General features: G+C 71.6%; 13 protein-coding genes. 6 read left to right on the top strand and 7 right to left on the bottom strand.

All coding sequences use genetic code 11. The annotated features are described in order from the left end of the window. Positions 1 to 87: 87 nt before the first annotated feature. The 7 genes from ABD330_RS12360 to zapE all read right to left on the bottom strand — a co-directional run bounded on the left by ABD330_RS12360 (position 88) and on the right by zapE (position 11,868). Entirely contained in the window at positions 88 to 420 is a 333-nt protein-coding gene (locus tag ABD330_RS12360; protein WP_344464008.1) for a hypothetical protein, read from the bottom strand. Beyond that, the gene (locus ABD330_RS12355) at positions 410 to 4,933 is read right to left on the bottom strand and encodes a LamG domain-containing protein (protein WP_344464006.1); all 4,524 of its coding nucleotides are present in this window, start codon (positions 4,931 to 4,933) and stop codon (positions 410 to 412) included. Before ABD330_RS12355 ends, ABD330_RS12360 begins: the two co-directional genes overlap by 11 nt. A 385-nt stretch (positions 4,934 to 5,318) precedes the next feature. Beyond that, entirely contained in the window at positions 5,319 to 5,585 is a 267-nt protein-coding gene (locus ABD330_RS12350) for a hypothetical protein (RefSeq protein WP_344464004.1), read from the bottom strand. 799 nt (positions 5,586 to 6,384) lie between these two features. Continuing rightward, positions 6,385 to 7,362: a TerC family protein gene (locus ABD330_RS12345; RefSeq protein ID WP_344464002.1), complete on the bottom strand. Its 978-nt coding sequence runs from the start codon at positions 7,360 to 7,362 to the stop codon at positions 6,385 to 6,387. A gap of 294 nt (positions 7,363 to 7,656) precedes the next feature. Continuing rightward, on the bottom strand, positions 7,657 to 8,238 hold the full coding sequence (locus ABD330_RS12340; RefSeq protein ID WP_344464000.1) for a TerD family protein: 582 nt from the start codon (positions 8,236 to 8,238) through the stop codon (positions 7,657 to 7,659). 261 nt (positions 8,239 to 8,499) lie between these two features. Next, positions 8,500 to 10,590: an excinuclease ABC subunit UvrB gene (gene uvrB / locus ABD330_RS12335; RefSeq protein WP_344463998.1), complete on the bottom strand. Its 2,091-nt coding sequence runs from the start codon at positions 10,588 to 10,590 to the stop codon at positions 8,500 to 8,502. Between the two features lie 198 nt (positions 10,591 to 10,788). After that, positions 10,789 to 11,868, bottom strand: a complete 1,080-nt coding sequence (gene zapE, locus ABD330_RS12330; RefSeq protein ID WP_344463996.1) for a cell division protein ZapE — start codon at positions 11,866 to 11,868, stop codon at positions 10,789 to 10,791. 195 nt (positions 11,869 to 12,063) lie between these two features. Here zapE and ABD330_RS12325 point away from each other — a divergent pair, with 195 nt between their 5' ends. From ABD330_RS12325 to ABD330_RS12300, 6 genes are all read left to right on the top strand, one after another. Next, on the top strand, positions 12,064 to 12,855 hold the full coding sequence (locus ABD330_RS12325) for a pyrimidine reductase family protein (protein WP_344463994.1): 792 nt from the start codon (positions 12,064 to 12,066) through the stop codon (positions 12,853 to 12,855). A 110-nt stretch (positions 12,856 to 12,965) separates the two neighbouring features. Next, the gene (locus ABD330_RS12320) at positions 12,966 to 13,427 is read left to right on the top strand and encodes an indole-3-glycerol phosphate synthase (protein ID WP_344463992.1); all 462 of its coding nucleotides are present in this window, start codon (positions 12,966 to 12,968) and stop codon (positions 13,425 to 13,427) included. Between the two features lie 97 nt (positions 13,428 to 13,524). Continuing rightward, positions 13,525 to 14,931: a UDP-N-acetylmuramate--L-alanine ligase gene (gene murC, locus ABD330_RS12315; RefSeq protein ID WP_344463990.1), complete on the top strand. Its 1,407-nt coding sequence runs from the start codon at positions 13,525 to 13,527 to the stop codon at positions 14,929 to 14,931. 22 nt (positions 14,932 to 14,953) lie between these two features. Next, positions 14,954 to 15,358, top strand: coding sequence for a peptide-methionine (R)-S-oxide reductase MsrB (gene msrB / locus ABD330_RS12310; protein WP_344463988.1), 405 nt, complete (start codon positions 14,954 to 14,956; stop codon positions 15,356 to 15,358). A gap of 140 nt (positions 15,359 to 15,498) precedes the next feature. Then, positions 15,499 to 17,694: a restriction endonuclease gene (locus tag ABD330_RS12305; RefSeq protein ID WP_344463986.1), complete on the top strand. Its 2,196-nt coding sequence runs from the start codon at positions 15,499 to 15,501 to the stop codon at positions 17,692 to 17,694. 171 nt (positions 17,695 to 17,865) lie between these two features. Then, the gene (locus tag ABD330_RS12300; protein ID WP_344463984.1) at positions 17,866 to 18,633 is read left to right on the top strand and encodes a TIGR04222 domain-containing membrane protein; all 768 of its coding nucleotides are present in this window, start codon (positions 17,866 to 17,868) and stop codon (positions 18,631 to 18,633) included. Positions 18,634 to 18,775 lie beyond the last annotated feature (142 nt).

The raw sequence follows: 18,775 nt of genomic DNA, 5'->3' as shown, positions 1-18,775 counted from the left end.
GGGCAGGCACTGCTGTGCCTGCCCAGGCCCTCCGGTGTTTTTCGGGTGCCCGTCCCCGGCAGCAGGTGGTGGCCTGCTGCCGGGCGATCAGTTGAGCCTGGGGAGTACCCCTTCGGGGCCGCCTTCGTCGAAGATGCCCTCAAGGGCCTTCACCATGGCGTCCAGGCCGCCCTCGCGCACGATCACGAGGTCCGGGCACTGGAAGAAGTGACCCCCGAGAGCCTCCCCCGTGCCGACCCAGCGGTCCATGATCCGGGAGATCTCGCCCAGCGTCAGGAAAGTGACGCTCCACCGGGTCTTGTCCGGGGCGGTCACCACCGCATCGATGTTCTCCACGGTGAGTGGATCGTCGTCGGCCCCCAGGATGAACTGGACGCGGAAGCGCGGCGTCTTGATGATCTTGAAAGGACTACTTTCCATAGAGCTTCAGCAACCTAGCTATGACCTTCGGTTCGTTCCCCTTGTCGGCCTTGCCGACGATCTGGATCGTACCGTTGACGTTGCGGAAGAAGAGCCGGCCGCCGTTCCTCGCCCGCGCGTAGGAGATGTCGGTGCCCTTGAGCGCCTTGTTCTCCATGCCCGGGTTCATGTTGCCCTCCATCAGCTGGGCGAACATGTTGTCGATGTCACGCTGGGCCTGCTGGTTGTTGCCGGCTTCCTCCGCCGCCTTCTTCAGGAGGGAGTCCTCACCGATCACCGACGTCATGCACAGCGGCTTGCCGGCCCGGGGAGCCACGTGTGCAGCCGCAGCATGACGGACAGTGAGCTGAGCAGCAGGGACGGCCAGACCTGCGGCGCTGACCAGGCAAGACACTGCGGTCTTGCCTTCCTTGGCCTCCTCGACGAGCTTGCGCAGCCGGTCGAGCGTGCGCTTGGCGGCCTCGGCCTCCTCGAAGAACTTGCCGATGCCCTCGCTGATCCGGATGACGGCCTTGCTGACGGCGGGAGCCTTGCCGACCACGGCGACCAGGCTGGCGACGTTGAGCGCTGTCCACAGGCAGCTCTCGACGTCACCCGAGGTGAAGCACTTCTTGGCATCCGTGACGCCGAGTACGTCGAGCAGGATCTGCCCGCCGTTCTGCTTCACCCAGTCGAGGATGTCCTGCCCGGCGGTGGCCCGAGCGTTGCGGAAGTCGTCCACGCAGGACTGGCCGCACTGGGCCAGCAGGAGCTTCTCGTCATCGCCGGAGAGATCGGTTCCGGCGCTGGTGGCCGGGTCGGCGGCCTGGGCAGTCCGCTGGGCCTCCATGGCCGCTTCGAGGTCGGCGCGCTCCTGTGCCTCCGCGTCGGTCGCCGCCTGGTTGGCCTGCTGGGCGCTGGTCTGCGCGTTGGCGGCGGCCTTCTCGGCGGCGGTGGCGTCCAGGTCGGACTGGGTGGCGATGCCACGGGCGGTGCCCGCGGCGTTCTCGGCGGCGGTGGCCGCCTGGCGGGCGGCGGCCGCGTTCTGTTCGGCGGCAGTGGCTGCCGAGTTGGCGGCGGTGGCGTCGGTCTGGGCCTGGGCTGAGGAACCGGTGGCGGCCAGGGCGTCGAGGTTGGCCTGACGGTCGTACTCGGCGGTGTCGGCCTCGGCCGTCTTGGCGCCGGCGGCCTCGGTGGCGGCCTGGGCGGCGTAGTCCCGGGCCTGCTGGACGGAGGTGAAGGCGTTGACGGTGTCCGCCGCCGCCTGGGCCGCGAACTGGGCGGCGGCCTTGGCGTCCGCGTTCGCCTTCGCGGCGAGCGCGGCGGCGTCCTTGGCGGCCTTGGCCGCCTCGTCCGAGCGGGCCTTGGCGGCGTCCGCCTGCTGCTGGGCCAGCGACTTGCCGGCCTGGCCGATCAGCACCGCGAGACCCGCCGCGCTGTCGGTCTGCCGGAACGGCGTGCCGAGCGCGATCGCGGTGTTGCCCGCAGCGATCGCTGCGCCCGCCGCATCGCGGGCGGCGGAGGCGAACAGCGCGGACGCGTACGCCTGGCCGGCGGCCCGGGCACTGTCGGCGGTGGTGCTGTCCGCCGCGATGCGGGTGGCCTGGGCGGCCTGACGCGCCTTCACGGTCGCGGCGGCCGCGACGTGCGCCTGCTGGTTGGCGTTCGCAGCGTTCTGGGCTGCCTGGCCGGATGCAGCGATGGCATCGGCAGCGGCTGAGTGAGCGGTCGCCGCAGCTGCGCTGGTGGTGGCCGCGTCGGAGCCGGCCTTGTCGGCAGCGGCTTGCGCCCGGGCGGCTGCGCCTGCGGCCTCGGTGGCGGCGGAACGCGCGGCTATTGCGTCCTGACCCGCCTGGTCGGCCGAGCTCCGGGCACCCGCAGCGGCGGTACCGGCCTGGTCGGCGGCCGTTTTCGCGTCGTTCGCCGCCTGGCGGGTCTCCTGCGCGTCGGCGGTGCCCTGGGCCGCTGCCGCAGCGGCCTCCAGCGCCTTCTGCCGTGAGGTCGCGGCATCCCGGTTCTGCTCCGCCGTGACGGCCGCATCGCGCGCGATGGCGGCGTTGCTCTCCGCCTCCTCGGCTGCGGCCTCCTTCGCCGTCGCAGTGGCGCCGGCTGTCTGGGCCGCGCCCAACGCGGCGTCGGCCGCCGCCTGCTGCTGCTTGGCCTGCGCCTCCGCGTCGGCGGCCTTGGCCCGCTCGGCGTCCGCCTTCGCCCGCGCCGCAGCGGCGTTGGCCTGCTCCTGGTCGGCGATCTGCCGCTGCTGGTGGGCATCGGCCGCAGCCGCCTTGGCGGTGGCCTCGGCCTGCTGGGCCTGCTCGCGGTCGGCCTTGGCGCGGGCGGCGGCCTGCTTGGCCTGGTCCGCCTGGTTGGCGGCTGCGACGGCGGCGTTGTGCGCCTGGTCGGCCGCCTCCTGCGCGGCCGCGCGCTGGAACTCGGCCTGGGCGGCGTGGGTCTGGGCGTCGCCGAGGGCGTACAGGGCCTTGGAGTCGGCCTGGGTCGCCGAGGCGGTGTTCTGCGTGGTCTCGATCGCCTTGGCGGCGGACTGCGCGGCGGCAGCCGAAGCCTTGGTGACCTGCGCCGACTGCAGTGCGTAGGCCAGCCCACGGCCGTACGGCGTGCCGTTGGCGAGCGCGATCTTGCCCGCGTCCGCCTCGGCGGCGGTCGCCTTGTCCGCCTGCGCCTTGGCCGAGGCCGCGGCCTTCTGGGCGACCGCCAGCTGACCGGTGATCGCCTTCTTGGCGGTCGCCATCGCGGCGGTGGCCTGGGTGAACTTCTCCGGCTTCGGGTAGAACATGCCGCTCTTCGGCTGGCCGGCCCAGTATTTCTGGAAGGCCAGCAGCTGGCTGATGACGTATGCCTGGCCCTGGGCATCGATCATCGCGTTCGAGGCGGTACGGACATCCTGGTACGCCTGGATGTCCGCAGCGGCAATGTCCGCGCGCTGCTTGGCCTGGGCCGCCAGCTCCGCCTGCCACTCGGTGTCAGCGGTGGCCGTCACGTCACCGAACACGCCGTTCGGGTCCGGCGGGTTGCTGCCGTCGCAGGCGGCCCACTGCACCTTGAGGTCCTCGACCTCGGTGCGGAACTCGACCGAGTCCTTGGCCGGAGCGGTGGTCGGGAATCCGCCGAACTTGATGAACCGGGCGATCTGGTAGGAGGAGAGCGAGTCCAGGGCGTCGCGGGTCCAGACCTTCCCGTTGCCGACCCCCAACATGTGGTACGGGTTGTCGGCGAGCTTGTCGAAGAGCGCCTTGGCCGTGTCGAGTGCGGCCTTGCCCGGCTTCGGCACCGACGGGCCGTTCCAGTCCGGCTTGACGTCCTCCAGCAGGAACTTCTGCACCGGGCCCGCGAGGTCGGGCGCGCTCTGGAGGGTTGCGGATCCCCCGTTACGGAGGATGTCCTCACGGAACGGCGCGGCGGCGGCCGACCAGGCCTGGACGCGGTCGTTCTGGGCGTTGTTCGCCGCCCGCTGGTCGGTCTCGTCCTGCCCCATGGCCTGGGGGACCGGGCCGAGCCCGAACACGTTCAGGGAGTTCCAGACGATGTCGGAGCCCGTGCCGTTCAGCGCCTGGGCGATCAGCCCCTTGGCCTTCGGGCCGCCCGCGTGCAGCCAGTTGCCCAGCTTGCAGCGGTCGTCACGGACCACCGCGTCCGGGACGGCGACGTTCGCGACCTCGGCGTCGGCCAGCGGCCGCTGCCAGATCCGCACGTTCGCCATGCCACCGGGCAGGTAGTCGCCGGCCTTGCCCGCCCACAGGTCACGGCCGAGCTCGACCTGGCCGGCCGCCTTCCAGGTGGCGGTGTGCGGCGCGCGGCCCACGAGGACGCCGTTGACGTACAGCCGGACCTCGTGCGCCTGCGCGTCGAACACACCCGTCAGGTGCGTCCAGTCCGGCTTCATGACGCCTTGCTGGAACGGCGTCACCAGGTCCTTGCCGACGACCGTGTCCCAGCCCGCCTTCTCGTCGTCGGCGCGCGGCATGCCGAACTCCGGCTTGCCGTCCGGGTTCAGCTTCAGGAAGAAGCCCGAGACCCGGCCGCCGTCCTGCGAGATCACCCCGTACGGCTGGCCGCCCTTGGTGACCTGCACCCAGCTCGAGACGGTGAACGACTGGTCGGTGGGCAGCGTCAGCGGCACGGAGACGTACTGGTTGCTGCCGTCCAGGCGCAGCGTCCGGCCGTCCTGCACCGCGTCCGGGTTGCCCCAGATCCACCAGTTCTCGGCGAAGTCGGCGTAGGCACCGTTGTGGTGGTAGCCGTCCGGCCCGCCCTGGAGGGTGTTCGGGGTACCCGGATGGTCCGTCGACTCCGCCTTGTCGCGGGCGCTGCCCCGGAAGTCGAAGTGGACCACTTCACCGTCGACCGCGTACGCCGGCAGCCCGGCCACGGCATCGCGCGGCTGTGCCTTGGCCGGCAGCGGGACTGCCTGCGCCACGGACATCACCATGGACGCGCTCGTCGCCAACGCGGTGACCGCTATGGATCTGGCCAGTGCCCGGCGTGCCCAACCGGAGCGCCGCAGGATCTTCTTGTGCATGTATCGCCCTGTCTGCGTGGAACTCGTCAGCTCCAGGCGAAGGCGATACCTCCCCGAACACACCGCACAGAGTCGACACCAAGGCAGCACACAACAGCCCCATCCTCCCCCCGAAGCGAGCACAGTCTCACAGGTGTGCGCACGTCACGGCACCCGCCGAACGGCGGGAATCATGAGAGGAAGATGAAAGCCCTGAGGGCTTGATCCCGCGACACATGCAGCGGAATAGCGGGCCGCTGGTGACACCCGCAGGTGGGGCCGCCCCCGAGGGCGGCCCCACCATTGCCGAGGCGGACGCGCTGCCGAGGCGGACGCGCTGCCGACACGGACGCCTTGCCGAGGTGGCCGCCACAGGCTGCGGCACCACGCTCGGCGGGGCCCCTCGCTAGCGCTGGGAGCGCTGGAGCAGCCACGGGATGAGCAGGACCCCGAAGCTGACCATCCAGGAGATCCGGGCCGAGAGGCCGACGTACATCAGGCCGAGGCCGAGGCCCGCGTCCGCGCCGACGGCGAGGATCAGGTACGGGATCTCGATCCGGATGCTCCGGCCGGTGTGTTCGAGCGGGAGATCCAGCTGGATCTCGGGGGTCTGACCGGCGATGCCGGTGAGATGCAGGTGGGTGCGCCCGGGGTCGGGTGGGTCGTATGGCACGATGAAGACGTTCCTCTACCTAGGTGATGGCTAGTCGCTCAGGGTGATGGGACAAGCTCAAGAGAGGGCCGCCTGGCAGGGCGGCCCTCTTGCGTTTGATGCTTCCGAACGCAAGCTTCGGCGTAAAGCATAACCACACCGCGGTACTCCGCTGACGCCTGCTCAGGTGGGCAAAACCTGAGCCCCTCCGGAAAGTCGGGACGCGCCCGACGATCGTCCCCTTTGCGCAAAAGTACGCAGCTCAGAGGCTCACGATCGCAACCCGGGCGGTGACCTGCGCGAATCACCGTGCGCTGACACTCCGATATCTGACAGTTGCTCCCAGAATTCGTTCCAGCCAATTGGCGGCGGGTGTTCGAGTGGCTGAAATCCGTCGCCGAGAAGGCCTGCTCTCGCCGGTGCCGACGCAACGGGCGTCACTACGCGCCGTTACCTGAGTCACGGAGCGCCACCGCGGCAAGACCCCCGGGGCGGGGTCGGTCTGCCGAACGTAACCCGGTGGCGAGGGCCGCGCTGTCGCCGAGGGACGGGAATCATCCCGTTGGGTGACAGGGGCTGCCCGGCGGGTCCAGTCGGTCATCATGCATCCGGCGTAGGCGCCTGCGAGGCGAGCGGCAGGCGGCGGGCGGGCGGGCGGAGACAGGCGGCCGGACAGCAGGAAAGCGCCGCCGCCCTGGGATGGCACGGGCCCCGTCGGGGCTCCGTCATCGCCGAGGTGCGAGGCGCTTTCCTGGTGGAGGGACGTGGCGGGTCGTGGCCGCCGCCCGCCCGAGTGGCGGGCCGCTGGCGGCCCGGCCCGTCAGGCGTCGATCTTCGCGGGCTCCTCGGCCTCCTGCTGCCGCCTGGAGGCGATCAGGCTGGTCACCGTGGTGACGGCCAGCACCACGACGATGAAGCCGAGCGAGAACGGGATGCCGATCTCGGGGACGTGCACGCCACTCTCGTGCAGCGCGTGCAGGACGAGCTTCACGCCGATGAAGCCGAGGATCACCGACAGGCCGTAGGAGAGGTGGACCAGCTTCTTCAGCAGGCCGCCGATCAGGAAGTAGAGCTGCCGCAGGCCCATCAGGGCGAACGCGTTGGCGGTGAAGACCACGTACGGGTCCTGGGTGAGGCCGAAGATCGCGGGGATCGAGTCCAGCGCGAACAGGACGTCGGTGGTGCCGATCGCGAGCATCACGATCAGCATCGGCGTCATCAGCCGGCGGCCGTTCTCCCGGACGAACAGCTTGGTGCCGTGGTACTTGTCGGTCGAGGGGAAGCGGCGCTCGATGGACTTGAGCAGGCGGTTCTCCTCGAACTCCTCCTCTTCCTCACCGGCCCGGGCGTCCTTGATCAGCTTCCAGGCCGTCCAGACCAGGAAGGCGCCGAAGATGTAGAAGACCCAGGAGAAGGTGGTGACCAGGGCCGCGCCGCCCGCGATGAACACGGCGCGGAGCACCAGCGCGATGATCACGCCCACCATCAGCACCCGCTGCTGGTAGATCCGCGGCACCGCGAACTTGCCCATGATCAGGATGAACACGAAGAGGTTGTCGACGCTGAGCGACTTCTCGGTGATGTACCCGGCGAAGAACTCGCCGGCCGGCTTCGAGCCGGAGTGCCACCAGAGGAAGCCGCCGAACGCGACGGCCAGGGCGACCCAGACGGCCGTCCAGATGCCGGCTTCCTTGATCGAGACCTCGTGCGGCTTGCGGCCGCCGATGAAGAAGTCGGCCACGACCAGGGCTATCAGAACCCCGATCGTGCCGACCCACAGTGCTACGGAAACATCCACTTGCTGCTCCTCCGGCAGTTCGGCGGGACACACGTCCTCTGCCGGAGGTCTCTTCCGCCCGTGCGCTCAGTCGGTGCAGTGCATCGGACCAGCGGCCCGGGCCGCCACTGGGGGCCGCCGTGCTGACGGGCTCACTGCGATGGGAATACTCCCCTCCGCTTCCGTCCACCGTACCAAGGAACACCAAGAAAAGGTAAAGGATTGGCCCAGAAGGTAAAGAGCCCTTGGGACCGTAGGCCTTGGGGGCGCTGCCTCGCGGGCTCCGGAGGAACTCGCAGGCTCTGCCCGCCGGCCCTACAGGAAGGGGTCGATCGCGGGCAGCATGTCCTGGAAGGTCCGGGCCTTGGCCGGCGCCCCGATCGCCTGCATGCCCCAGCCGCCCTCGCCGTCGCGGAACACCTTCGCCATGATCTGGCCGGTGTGCGGGCCGCCGCCGGCCAGCTCGTAGCGGGCCAGCTCCTGGCCGGTGGTCTCGTCGACCAGGCGGCAGTGCGCGTTCTGCACCTCGGCGAAGGTCTGCCCGGTGTAGGAGCTCACCGTGAAGACCACCTGGGTGACGTGCGCCGGGACGTGCGAGAGGTCGACGACGATCGACTCGTCGTCCCCGCCCGCTCCGGCGCCGCCGACCAGGTTGTCGCCGGTGTGCCGGACGGAGCCGTCGTTGCTCACCAGGTGCTGGAAGAAGACCACGTCCGACGGGGTCTTCCCGGCGTACAGCAGGGCGGAGGCGTCCAGGTCGATCTGGCGCGTCCGGGTACCGAACAGGCCGCGCTTGGGCGCCGCCTTCCAGCCCAGACCCATCCGGACGATCGTCAGCGACTCGCCCGAACTCTTCTGCAAACTGACCCGCTGGCCCTTGGCCAGGTTCACCGACACGGTGTTGTCCTCTCTCCTCAGCCCGGCAGGTCGGTCTCCCGCACGGCTCGACGATGGATCACCCCGTTGCCGTCCCCCGGCTGAGGCCCCCTCCAGGGTGCCCGCCACCCGGACCACAGGCGCGCAGTACCCGCAGGCCAGACTAGGGCCTGCGGGCAGGGCGCGCTTCAGGACTACCCCGTTGGGCCGCTCCCGAGTCGGCCGGATCAGGCCCGGATCAGGTCCGGATCAGGCCCGGATCAGGTCCGGACCTGATGCTGATCAGGCCAGGCCCGCCTCCCGCATCTGCCTGAGCTCCTTCTTCAGCTCGCCGATCTCGTCCCGCAGGCGGGCCGCGACCTCGAACTGGAGGTCGGCGGCGGCCGCGTGCATCCGGTCGGTCAGCTGCTGGATCAGGTCCGCCAGCTCGGCGGCGGGCAGGCTCTTGGCGGGCTTGCGGTCGGCGCCCAGCGCGGGCACCGGAGCCTTGCCCTTGCCACCGGACCGGTAACCGGTGGAGAGCAGCTCCTCGGTGTCCAGGTCCTCGCGGGCCAGGGTGTCGAGGATGTCGCCGATCTTCTTCCGCAGCGGCTGCGGGTCGATGCCGTGCTCCGTGTTGTACGCCCTCTGGACCTCGCGGCGGCGGTTGGTCTCCGAGATCGCCAGCTCCATCGAGGGGGTGATCCGGTCCGCGTACATGTGCACCTGGCCCGAGACGTTACGGGCCGCACGGCCGATCGTCTGGATCAGCGAGGTGCCGGAGCGCAGGAAGCCCTCCTTGTCCGCGTCCAGGATCGCCACCAGCGAGACCTCGGGCAGGTCCAGGCCCTCGCGCAGCAGGTTGATGCCGACCAGCACGTCGTACTTGCCCGCCCGCAGCTCGCGCAGCAGCTCGACCCGGCGCAGCGTGTCGACGTCGCTGTGCAGGTACCGGACCCGGATGTCCAGGCCGAGCATGTAGTCGGTCAGGTCCTCCGCCATCTTCTTGGTGAGGGTGGTGACCAGGACTCGCTCGTCCTTCTCGACCCGGACGCGCACCTCGTGCACCAGGTCGTCGATCTGGCCCTGCGTCGGCTTGACGACCACCTCCGGGTCGATCAGGCCGGTCGGGCGGATGATCTGCTGGACGGTGCCGTCGCCGCGCGACAGCTCGTACTTGCCGGGGGTGGCGGAGAGGTAGACCGTCTGGCCGACCCGGCCGAGGAACTCCTCCCACTTCAGCGGCCGGTTGTCCATCGCGGACGGCAGCCGGAAGCCGTGCTCGACCAGGGTGCGCTTGCGGGAGGCGTCGCCCTCGTACATCGCGCCGATCTGCGGGACCGTCACGTGCGACTCGTCGATGACCAGGAGGAAGTCCTCCGGGAAGTAGTCGAGCAGGGTGTTGGGCGCGGTGCCGGGCTCGCGGCCGTCGAAGTGCATCGAGTAGTTCTCGACGCCGGAGCAGCTGCCGATCTGGCGGAGCATCTCGATGTCGTACGTCGTCCGCATCCGCAGGCGCTGGGCCTCCAGCAGCTTGCCCTGCTTCTCCATCTTCGCGAGCGAGGTCTCCAGCTCCTGCTCGATGCCGTTGATCGCCCGCTCCATCCGCTCCGGGCCGGCCACGTAGTGGGAGGCGGGGAAGACGTAGATGGACTCGTCCTGGCTGATGATCTCGCCGGTGAGCGGGTGCAGCGTGTAGAGCGCCTCGATCTCGTCGCCGAACATCTCGATCCGGACGGCGAGCTCCTCGTACACCGGGAAGATCTCGATGGTGTCGCCGCGGACCCGGAAGGTGCCGCGGGTGAAGGCGATGTCGTTGCGGGTGTACTGGATGTCGACGAAGCGGCGCAGCAGCGCGTCCCGGTCGATCTCCTCGCCGACCTTGAGCGGGACCATCCGGTCCACGTACTCCTGCGGGGTGCCGAGGCCGTAGATGCAGGAGACGGACGCCACCACGATCACGTCGCGGCGGGTGAGCAGCGAGTTGGTCGCGGAGTGCCGCAGCCGCTCGACCTCGTCGTTGATCGACGAGTCCTTCTCGATGTAGGTGTCCGTCTGCGCGATGTACGCCTCGGGCTGGTAGTAGTCGTAGTACGAGACGAAGTACTCGACCGCGTTGTTCGGGAGCAGCTCGCGGAACTCGTTGGCCAGCTGGGCGGCCAGCGTCTTGTTCGGCGCCATCACCAGGGTGGGGCGCTGGAGCTTCTCGATCATCCAGGCGGTGGTGGCCGACTTGCCGGTGCCGGTGGCGCCGAGCAGGACGACGTCCTTCTCACCCGCGCGGATGCGGCGCTCCAGCTCGGCGATGGCCGCCGGCTGGTCGCCGTTGGGCTGGTAGGGGCTGACGACCTCGAAGGGCGCCACTGTCCGCTCGATACTCGTGATGGGTCGCACGCGACTACCGTACGACCCGGCACCGACAACCGGGCACGGGTTTCGCCGCAGGCCTGCGCGCTTACGGGCAACCACAGCAGGGGCGCGGGGAACTGCGCGCGCAACCGTGCTCCGACGTCGTGCCCTGGTCGCGCAGTTCCCCGCGCCCCTGGGGGTACCCAGTTGCGTACGTGAACCTGGCGCCCCTGGGGGACCCGATCAGCTCGGCTTGGAACTGTCGCGGGCCAGCGCGACCAGGCGGGAGACGGCCCGGAGGTACTTCTTGCGGTAGCCGCCGCGCAGCATCTCCTCGGAGAAGACCTGGTCGAAGGGCACGCCGGAGGCGGTGACGGGCAGCTCGCGGTCGTACATCCGGTCGGCCAGCACGACCAGCCGCAGGGCGGTGGACTGGTCGTCGACCTGGTGGACGCCGCGCAGGCAGACCGCCGTGACGTCGTCCAGCATCGCGCCGTAGCGGCTGGGGTGGACGGCGGAGAGGTGGGCGAGCAGGCCGTCGAAGTCGTCCAGCGAGGCCCCCGGGGTGCGGGCCGCGACGGCCTCGACCGCCTCGTCGGTGTAAGGCGCCGGTGCGTCGGGCAGGCCGCGGTGGCGGTAGTCCTGGCCGTCGATCCGCAGCGGGCGGAAGTGCGCGGACAGGCCCTGGATCTCGCGCAGGAAGTCCGCGGCGGCGAAGCGGCCCTCGCCGAGCTTCTCCGGCAGGGTGTTCGAGGTGGCGCAGAGCTTGACGCCGTTGTCGACCAGGCGGCCGAGCAGGGTGGAGACCAGGACGGTGTCGCCCGGATCGTCCAGTTCGAACTCGTCGATGCAGAGCAGCCGGTGCCCGGACAGGGTCTGCACGGCCTGCTGGAAGCCGAGCGCGCCGACCAGGTTGGTCAGCTCCACGAACGTGCCGAAGGCCTTCGGGCCGGGGGTGGCGTGCCAGAGCGAGGCGAGCAGGTGGGTCTTGCCGACGCCGTACCCGCCGTCCAGGTAGACCCCGGCCGGTCCGGCGGGGGCGGGGGCCGAGCGGCGGAACCAGCCCCGCTTGGGGGCGGCGGAGCCGGCGTTGAGCGTGCCGGCGAACTCCTCCAGCACCCGGACGGCCTCGTACTGGCTGGGCTGGGTGGTGTCCGGGAGGTAGCTGCCGAAGCTGACGTCGGAGAACCGCGGCGGCGGGACCATCTCGGCGACCAGGCGCTCGGCGGGGACGACCGGGCGGCGGTCGGTGAGCGCGATCGGCGCGGCGGGCGCCGTCGGGGGCGTCGCGGCTATGGCGTCGGGGTGAGAGGCAGCAGGCACGTTAGTAGAGGGTACGCGCCGAGCCTCGGGCACCGGAAAGCAGCCGTACGCAACTGGTCAACCACAGCAGGGGCGCGGGGAACTGCGCGCGCAACCGTGCACCTACGTCGTGCCCCGGTCGCGCAGTTCCCCGCGCCCCCGGGGGACCGGTTCCTGATCGGCGCGCCAAGTCCACACCGTGGAAGACTTGATCACATGCAGCAGCTGATCAGCCCGCCGGGCACCCCGCACGCCGACCCGCAGTCGCTGGAGGCGCTCGCCGCCGTCTACGCGTACCCCGACCAGGTGAACCACGGCCGGCCCTGGCTGCGGGCCAACATGGTCACGGGCCTGGACGGCGCGGCGCGGCTGGAGGGGCTCTCGGAGGGGCTGTCCGGGGACGCCGACAAGCGGATCTTCGGGGTGCTCCGGGCGCTGGCGGACGTGGTGCTGGTGGGGGCGGAGACCGTCCGCGCCGAGGGGTACCGGCCCGCGCGGGCGCGGGCCGGGTTCGCGGCGGCGCGGGCCGCGGCGGGGCAGGCCCCGGCGCCCGCCATCGCGATCGTCAGCCGCGCGCTGGACCTGGACCTGACGGCGCCGCTGTTCACCGAGCCGCTGGTCAGGACGGTGGTGGTGACCACCGAGGACTCGCCCGCCGAGGCCCGCCGGGCGGTGGCCGGGGTCGCGGACCTGGTGGTGGCCGGCGAAGGCTCGGTGGACCTGCCGGCGGCGCTCGCGGCACTGGCGGAGCGGGGCTGGACCCGGCAGCTGACCGAGGGCGGCCCCCGGCTGCTCGGGCAGCTCACCGCCGCGGGCCTGCTGGACGAGCTCTGCCTCTCGCTGGCCCCGCTGCTCACCGGCGGCGACGCGCCGCGCATCCTGCACGGTGTGCAAATGGCAGACGTGCAGCGGATGCGGCTGGTCTCATTGATCGAGCAGAAAGGTTTCCTCTTCACCCGCTACCTGCGATACCCGGCCCCGACCGATTCCGTGCCCACTTCCTCGTGATTTGGCTCCTACGTGGCCTGTGTGGCGCGTGTGCAGCGTGAGGAAAGCTTCCTCCGGGCACTATGGGATTGAGACCGGACCCGGGGGCCTGCAACTGCGAAGGGACTCACGTGTTCAAGACCGTACTGATGATCGAAAAGGCGCTCTCCGACGCCGATGTGGAGCTGGTCACCACGCTCCACGGCGAGGAGAAGGTCTCCTTCGTCGTCCTGATGCAACCGCGCGGCAAGCAGGACGAGCTGCTCCGCGCGCTCGACGACGTGGCCCTCGGCCATCTCGACAAGGTGGTTCGCGAGCACGACGAGAGTGAGGCGACGCCCACTCTTGCGGGCGAATCCCTGGAGCACAGCCTTCGCCACCTGCGCACGGCCGGTGCCGAGGCCACCGGCGAGGTGGTCGAGGAGAGTCCGCTGGACAGACTGCGCGAAGTCGTCCAGCAGACCGGCGCCGACGAGGTGCTGGTGCTGACCTCGCCGCACTTCGTCGAGGAGTTCTTCCACCGCGACTGGGCCTCGCTGGCCAGGCACAAGGTCGGCGTCCCGGTGCTCAAGCTGTTCGCGAGCGACTCCTGACCCCCTCCCGCAGTAAGGCAGAATCGTCCTTGCGGAACCTCCGCGAGGACGATTCGCTTTCCCCTCCCCGCCGCCCCCGTCTGTACGGAGCACTCTCTTGAACGACGCCGCCCACGACCTGCACGCCCCGCACTTCATCGGCATCGGCGGGGCCGGCATGTCCGGCCTCGCGAAGATCCTCGCGGTGCGCGGCGCCAAGGTGTCCGGCAGCGACTCCAAGGAGTCCGAGACCGTCCTCGCGCTGAAGGCCCTGGGCGCCCAGGTCCACGTCGGCCACGCCGCCGAGAACGTCCCGGCCGGTACCAGCAGCGTGGTGGTCTCCAGCGCGATCCGGGCCGACAACCCCGAGCTGGCCGCCGCCCGCGAGCGCGGCATCCCGGTGGTGCACCGTTCCGACGCGCTGGCCGCGCTGATGGGCGGCCGCCGGGCGCTGGCCGTGGCCGGCACGCACGGCAAGACCACCACCACCAGCATGCTCGCCGTCAGCCTCGCCGCGCTGGGCCTGGACCCCTCGTACGCGATCGGCGGCGACCTGGACGCCCCCGGCTCGAACGCGCACCACGGCGTCGGCGAGATCTTCGTGGCGGAGGCGGACGAGAGCGACCGCAGTTTCCACAAGTACGCGCCCGAGGTCGCGATCATCCTCAACGTGGAGCTCGACCACCACGCCAACTACGCCTCGATGGACGAGATCTACGAGTCCTTCGAGACCTTCGTGGGCCGGATCGTCCCCGGCGGCACGCTGGTGATCTCCGCCGACCAGGCCGGTGCCCGCGAGCTGACCTCCCGGCTCCGCGGCCGGGACGGCCTGAACCTGGTGACCGTCGGCACCGCCGAGGACGCCGACGTCCGGGTGGTCTCGGTGACCGCGCGCGGCATGACCAGCGAGGTCGTCGTGGTGTTCGGCGGCCACGAGCTGACGTTCACGGTCTCCGTCCCCGGGCGCCACTACGCGCACAACGCCGTCGCCGCGCTGGCCGCCGGTGCGGCGCTCGGCGTCCCGGCCACCCAACTGGCGAAGGCGCTCGGCAGCTACACCGGGGTCCGCCGCCGCCTCCAGCTCAAGGGCGAGGCGGGCGGTGTCCAGGTGATCGACTCCTACGCGCACCATCCGACCGAGATGGCCGCCGACCTGGAGGCGATCCGGGAGGCCGCCGACGGCCGGGTGCTGGTGGTCTTCCAGCCGCACCTGTTCAGCCGGACCCAGCAGCTCGCCGAGGAGATGGGCCAGGCGCTGGCGCTGGCCGACGCCTCCGTGGTGCTCGACATCTACCCGGCCCGCGAGGACCCGGTCCCCGGCGTCACCAGCGAGCTGATCATCGACGCGGCCCGGCGGGCCGGCGCCGCCGTCCGCGCCGAGCACGCGTTCGCCGCCGCCCCCGCCCTGCTGGCCGGGCTCGCGCAGCCCGGCGACCTGGTGCTGACCATGGGTGCCGGCGACGTCACCGACCTGGGCCCGGAAATCCTGAAGCACCTCTCGGACGTTGCAGCAGCAAAAGCCTGACGACGCACCCCTGGAGCCCGCCGTGACGTACGAGATCGAGAAGACCGACGCCGAGTGGCGCGCCGAGCTCAGCCCCGAGGAGTACCACGTGCTCCGCGAGGCCGGCACCGAGCGGCCGTTCGTCGGCGAGTACACCGACACCAAGACGGTCGGCGTGTACGGCTGCCGGGCCTGCGGGGCCGAGCTGTTCAGCAGCGAGACCAAGTTCGACAGCCACTGCGGCTGGCCCTCGTACTACGCGCCGCTGGCCGGGGACAGCGTCCAGTACATCGAGGACGTCTCGATGGGCATGCGCCGGGTCGAGGTCCGCTGCGCCCGCTGCGGCGGGCACCTCGGGCACGTCTTCGAGGGCGAGGGCTACGGCACGCCGACGGACCAGCGCTACTGCATCAACAGCATCTCGCTGACGCTGAAGCCCGCCGAGTGACCGGCCCGGCGGGGTGCTGCCGCGCCGCGTAACTGTTCGGACACCCGTGGCCACCCGGTCCGGCCTCCGTGCCAGACTGATCATCCGTCGTGGTGGGGAGCGGAAGGACCGAGGTGGCAAGGCGTCGTAGCTCCGGGGTAGTGGCCGTCCTGGCAGAGGCGCAGCGGCAGCGGCAGCGCCAGTACGAGGCCCAGCGGCGGGCCGCCGTCGCGGCGCAGCGCCAGTACGAGAAGGACCAGCGCGAGGCGCAACGGGCGGCCGTCCGGGGCGGCAAGGAGGCGCTGCGCGCCTACCAGCAGGGCCGGGAGGCCGACGCGGCGCGGCGGACGGCCGAGCTGGACGGGCGGGTGGCCGAGCTGCGCGGGGTACTGGCGGCGGGCCTGGCCGGCCGGCCGTTCCGCCCGGCCGACCTGCGGGAGCCCGTCCGGCTGCCGGCCTTCGACCCCGGGCCGCTCGGGGTGCCGATCGCGATGCCGGACCCGGCCCGCTACCAGGTGCCGCCGCCCGGCGGGATGCAGGCGTTCAACCCGAACGCCCGGCGCCAGTACGACGAGCAGGCCGCGCAGGCGAACGCGCACTTCCAGCACGACTGGCAGGCCGCGCAGGCCGCCGAGCAGCAGCGGCTGCACCAACTGGCCGAGTACCGGGCCGCGTTCGACGCCTGGGCGGACGGGCAGCGCCGTGCGGCGGCCGACCGGGCGGCCCTGGCGCAGCGGCTCGCCACCGACCTGCGGTCCGGCGGCGCCGACGCCGTGGTGGAGCTGTTCGAGACGGCGCTGCGCTGGCGGACGGACTGGCCGGACGGCTTCCCCAAGGACGGCACGCTCGGCTGGGACGAGGCCCGGCGCCAACTGGTGGTCGACTGGCAGCTGCCGGACGCCGAGATCGTGCCGCCGACCGCCCGGATCCGGTACGTCAAGACCGACGACCGCGACACCGAGGTGGCCCGCAGCGCCACCGACCGCAAGGCGGTGCACCGCGAGGTGCTCGCGCAGTCCGCGCTGCGGGTGCTGGCCGAGCTGTTCCGGACGGACGCGGACGGGCTGCTGGCCTCCGTGGTGTTCAACGGCTACGTGGAGGCCGTCAGCCCGGCGACCGGGCGGGAGGAGCAGCGCCACCTGGTCTCGGTGACGGTCGGACGGGACGAGTTCCTCGCGGTGGACCTGGAGCGGGTGGAGCCGGTCAGCTGCCTGGTGGACGGGCTGCGCGGGCGGCTCTCGGCCCGGCCGGAGAAGCTGGAGGCGGTACGGACGGAGCGGCTGGCGGCGGAGGTCGGCGGCTACCGGGACGCGGGCGGGGACGAAGGCGGGGACGAGGACCCGGACCTGTTCGAGATGGACCCGATCGCGTTCGAGGAGCTGATCGCCGAGCTGTTCCGGCGGCGGGGCCTCCGGACCCGGACCACCGCGCGCAGCGGGGACGAGGGGGTCGACGTCCTGGCCGAGGACCCGGATCCGGTCACCGGTGGCACGATCGTCATCCAGGCCAAGCGGTACCGCCACACCGTGCCGCCCACCGCCGTCCGGGACCTCGACGCGACGATGGTCCGGATGGGCGCCAACCGGGGCATCCTGGTGACGACTTCGGGGTTCGGCCCGGGCTCGCGGCGGTGGGTCGAGGGGAAGCCGCTGACGCTGGTCGACGGCCCGATGCTGCTCGGGCTGCTCAAGGAGCACGGCCTGCCCGGGCGGCTCGGCGGCGGGCCGACGTCAGTGCCGGTGCCGACCTCAGCGCCGGTGCCGACATTGGTGTCCCCGGTGCCGACGTTGGTGGACGTCGCGGCGGTCGCTCCGGCGGTACCGCTCTCCCCCGGTCAGAACACCGTCGTCCCGGCGGCCGGGCTCGCCGAGGTCTGCGTCCGGTTCGGCTCCGCCGGGGCGGAGGCCGACCTCACCGTGCTGCTGCTGGGCGCGGACGGCAAGGTCCGCAGCGACGACGACTTCGTCTTCTACCACCAGCCGAGCGCGGAGCGCGGCGCGGTGACGCTCCATCCGAAGGAGAGCGGCGGCGGCCGCACCCGGGAGACGGCGACCCTGCGGGTACTCGGACTGCCGCCGGCCGTGCACCGGATCACCGTCTCGGTGAACATGGACGCCGACTCCACCGCCACCTGCGGCGAACTGCGGGACGCGGAGCTGGAGGTACGGGCCGCCGACGGCTCGTCCTGGTCGTTCGCACTGCCCGCCGACCCGGCGATCTCCGCCATGCTGGTCGCCGAGCTCTACCGCCACCACGCCGGAACGCCCCAGGAGGTCTGGAAGCTCCGCGCCGTCGGCCAGGGCTGGGCCGACGGCCTGGCCGGACTCGCCCGCACCCACGGGGTCGACGTCAGCTGAGGCCCGCCCGCAAGCCACGGCAGCGGCGCGGGCCTTCAGGGCGAGCGGCAGTTGTGGCGGCGGTGCGGGCTGCGGCTCCTGAGTCCGTCCGGGGCGAACGGCCGGTCACAGTTCGGTATCGCGCGTCGGCATTGCTGTTCACGGCGGCCGGGCGCGGTTTACAACAAGCCCATGTGGTTGCTCTTCCTGATTCCGGCCTGCCTCGCCGCCGTACTCTCCTGCCTCCGGCTGGTACAGGTCGCTGCCACGGCCGACTCGCTCGCCTGGCTCGACCGGACGGAGCCCGCCGAGCCGGTGGGGATCGGCCTGTACGAGACCGCGTACCTGGCCGGCGGCCCGGCCAGAGTGGTCGATCTGCTGCTGGTCCTGATGACCGCGCGCGGCCGACTGCACCTGGCGCACACCGGCTGGACGACGGTGGTCGACCCCCGGGGCCGGAGCCGGCTGGAACGGGCGCTGATCGCCGCGATCGGCCGGGACGGCCAGTGCCGGACGGCCGGCCTCAAGGAGGAACTGCTGGAGCACCCGACGGTCCTGGAGATCGGCGACCGGCTGACGCTCGCCGGGCTGGCGACCCCGGCGGTGGTGCGGGAGAGCACCGTCCTGGCCGTACGGCAGGTGAGGCAGGCGATGCTGCTCTCGGTGCTCCTGCTGGCGGCGGCGCTGGCGCTGTCGGCCCCGGCCAGTGCGGACGCCGGATCGGCCGTGTCGTGGTTCGCCCTGCCGCTGATCCTCACCAGCGGCACCCTGCTGATGGCCCGGGTCGACGTCCGGCCGTACACCCGGTGGGCCGCCCCCGCCGGCCAGGAGGTCCTGCGGACCGTCCGGGAACCCCAGGACCCGCTCGGCGACGCGGAACACGAACTGCTGACCGCCGTGGCGATGGTCGGGCCCGCGGCTCTGCCGGACGCCCGGCTGCGGGCCGCGCTGCGGAGCTGATCCCTCCCCTGCGGGGGGCGGGGGGGCAACGCTCAGTACCGGGTACCCCCCAGGGGCGCGGGGAACTGCGCGACCATGGCACGACGTCCGTGCACGGTTGCGCGCGCAGTTCCCCGCGCCCCTGCTGTGGTTACCCGTATGC

It is taken from the genome of Kitasatospora kazusensis (assembly GCF_039529945.1).
GTDB classification, from domain to species: Bacteria; Actinomycetota; Actinomycetes; order Streptomycetales; family Streptomycetaceae; genus Kitasatospora; species Kitasatospora kazusensis.
The sequence above is the reverse complement of the archived record's forward strand: the minus strand, read 5'-3'. Positions and strand labels throughout refer to the sequence as shown.

Bases quoted from the DNA above. Each gene is read 5' to 3' on its own strand.
- ABD330_RS12360 (WP_344464008.1), bottom strand. From the start codon at position 420: ATGGAAAGTAGTCCTTTCAAGATCATCAAGACGCCGCGCTTCCGCGTC.
- ABD330_RS12355 (WP_344464006.1), bottom strand. From the start codon at position 4,933: ATGCACAAGAAGATCCTGCGGCGCTCCGGTTGGGCACGCCGGGCACTG.
- ABD330_RS12325 (WP_344463994.1), top strand. From the start codon at position 12,064: ATGCAGCAGCTGATCAGCCCGCCGGGCACCCCGCACGCCGACCCGCAG.
- ABD330_RS12300 (WP_344463984.1), top strand. From the start codon at position 17,866: ATGTGGTTGCTCTTCCTGATTCCGGCCTGCCTCGCCGCCGTACTCTCC.